At 53.4% G+C, this 2,320-nt stretch carries 1 protein-coding gene and 1 pseudogene; both read left to right on the forward strand.

Annotation, left to right across the window (positions count from 1 at the left end; all coding sequences use genetic code 11):
- Positions 1-195 precede the first annotated feature (195 nt).
- Positions 196-1,431 (forward strand): RtcB family protein, encoded by a 1,236-nt coding sequence (locus U869_RS0128265; RefSeq protein WP_025123908.1) that lies wholly within the window; start codon positions 196-198, stop codon positions 1,429-1,431.
- Between the two features lie 4 nt (positions 1,432-1,435).
- A pseudogene (locus U869_RS29870) lies at positions 1,436-2,228 on the forward strand (DNA polymerase beta superfamily protein).
- Positions 2,229-2,320 lie beyond the last annotated feature (92 nt).

Genomic DNA, 2,320 nt, shown 5'->3' on the forward strand with positions numbered 1-2,320 from the left:
TTGAGGTTTATTGGGTATAGATAAATAACTATCCTGAAGGATAAAATACCGGCTTATTAATGTCTGCGCCAGTAGGTCACCATTAATTATTTTCTAGATTATTATCAATTAATTATGTTTTTAATGGGTGTTTTCATCAAAATTGGCACGCCTTTCGCTATATGTATTACGTCAACAAAAAAAGGATGACTAAAAATGACTTATACAAAAAACAATAACTATGAATTGATGGCCCCGGATAACAGCGCACCGATCAAAATGTGGACACAGGGTGTGCCCGTTGAGCCAGAGGCGCGGGCACAGTTGCTGAACACGGCAAAAATGCCGTTTATTTTTAAACATTTGGCAGTGATGCCGGATGTGCATTTGGGTAAGGGTTCCACCATCGGTAGCGTGATCCCTACCCGTGGCGCGATTATTCCAGCGGCCGTAGGCGTGGATATTGGTTGCGGCATGATTGCGGTACGTACTTCGCTGGTGGCGTCAGATCTGCCGGATAGCCTGGCTGGATTGCGTAGTGCCATCGAGCAGGCGGTACCGCATGGCCGAACCTCAACCCGTTCGCGAAGAGATAAAGGAGCGTGGGAAACGCCACCGGAAACTGTCGATCGGCATTGGGCCAGCTTGCTGCCGCGCTTCAAGCGCCTGACCGACAAGTATCCGCAGTTGCTGAAAACCAACAACTACCAGCATCTGGGAACCTTGGGTACGGGTAACCACTTTATCGAAGTGTGCCTGGATGAAACGCAGCAGGTGTGGGTGATGTTGCATAGCGGTTCCCGTGGGGTGGGAAATGCCATCGGTTCACTGTTTATCGCGCTGGCACAGCAGGATATGCAACAGCATATCGCCAACCTGCCGGATCGTAACCTGGCCTATTTCGAAGAAGGTAGCCTGCACTTTGACGATTACATGGAAGCGGTGGGTTGGGCACAGGATTTTGCCCGTCATAACCGTGAAGTGATGATGGAACACGTGCTGGCGGCGTTGTCGCGTATTGTGACCAAACCGTTCACTACCCAGCAAGAGGCTGTGAACTGCCACCATAACTATGTGCAACGTGAGACGCATTTTGGTGAGCCGGTGTTGGTAACGCGTAAAGGCGCGGTGTCGGCGCAGAAAGGGCAGATGGGGATCATCCCCGGTTCGATGGGGGCGAAAAGCTTCATCGTGCGCGGATTGGGTAACGAAGAGAGCTTCTGCTCTTGCAGCCATGGCGCAGGCCGTACCATGAGCCGTACGGCGGCGAAAAAGCGCTTCACCGTGGCCGACCAGATCCGGGCAACCGAACATGTGGAATGCCGTAAAGACAGCGACGTGATCGACGAGATCCCTATGGCATATAAAGATATCGATGCGGTGATGGCAGCACAGTCTTCACTGGTAGAGATCGTCCATACCCTGAGGCAGGTCGTGTGTGTAAAAGGATAACGTGATGGAACAGCAATTAAACGGCGTTGACAGCGCCATGCGGGAAAGGGTCCGGCAGGTGCTGGGCGAGGTGGAAGAACGTTACGACGTGCGGGTGCTCTATGCCTGTGAGTCGGGTAGTCGTGGCTGGGGCTTTGCCTCGCCAGACAGCGATTACGACGTGCGATTTTTATATGTTCACCCGCCAGAATGGTATCTGCGGGTAGAAGCGCAGCGGGATGTGATAGAGCTGCCTATCGATCATGAGCTGGATGTCTGTGGCTGGGAATGGCGTAAGGCGCTTGGCCTGCTGAAGCGGGCTAACCCAACGTTGATCGAATGGCTGGACTCCCCCGTGGTGTATCAGGAAACCCGCTGAGAGCGTTGCGGCATTGCGTGATGTGGTGCCTGAGTGGTTCTCTGCGCAGCGGGCGCGTTGGCACTATCTGTCGATGGCGCGGAAAAACTTCCGTGGTTATCTGCAAGGTGAGCAGGTACGCCTGAAGAAATACTTCTACGTACTGCGCCCGTTGCTGGCGGTACGTTGGATCGAAGCGGGCAAGGGAGTGCCACCGATGCGTTTTGATCAACTGTTGGCTGACACGGTAGAGGATCCGCTGTTGTTGGCGGAGATCCACGAACTGTTGGCAGCCAAGCGGCGTGCAGGGGAGGCGGAATATGGCCCACGCAGGGAAATGATCCACGCGTTTATCGCGCGGGAGCTCTCGGTTGATGCCCGGCAGGAAGCGTTGCCAGACAGCCCGGCCCGTAGCGACAGATCGCTGGATGAACTGCTTTATCGCACGGTGATGGTGTAATCAACCGGGGAGAAGGAATGCTCCCCGGTAATGAAAAGGATACAAAATGAAAACATGGTTAGCGAGTTTATTTGGTCAAGTATTCAATGTGT

This window comes from Serratia sp. H1w, from assembly GCF_000633355.1.
In the GTDB taxonomy this organism is placed as follows: domain Bacteria; phylum Pseudomonadota; class Gammaproteobacteria; order Enterobacterales; family Enterobacteriaceae; genus Chania.

Excerpts from the sequence above, each read along its gene's own strand:
- U869_RS0128265 (WP_025123908.1), top strand. The coding sequence starts at position 196 with ATGACTTATACAAAAAACAATAACTATGAATTGATGGCCCCGGATAAC.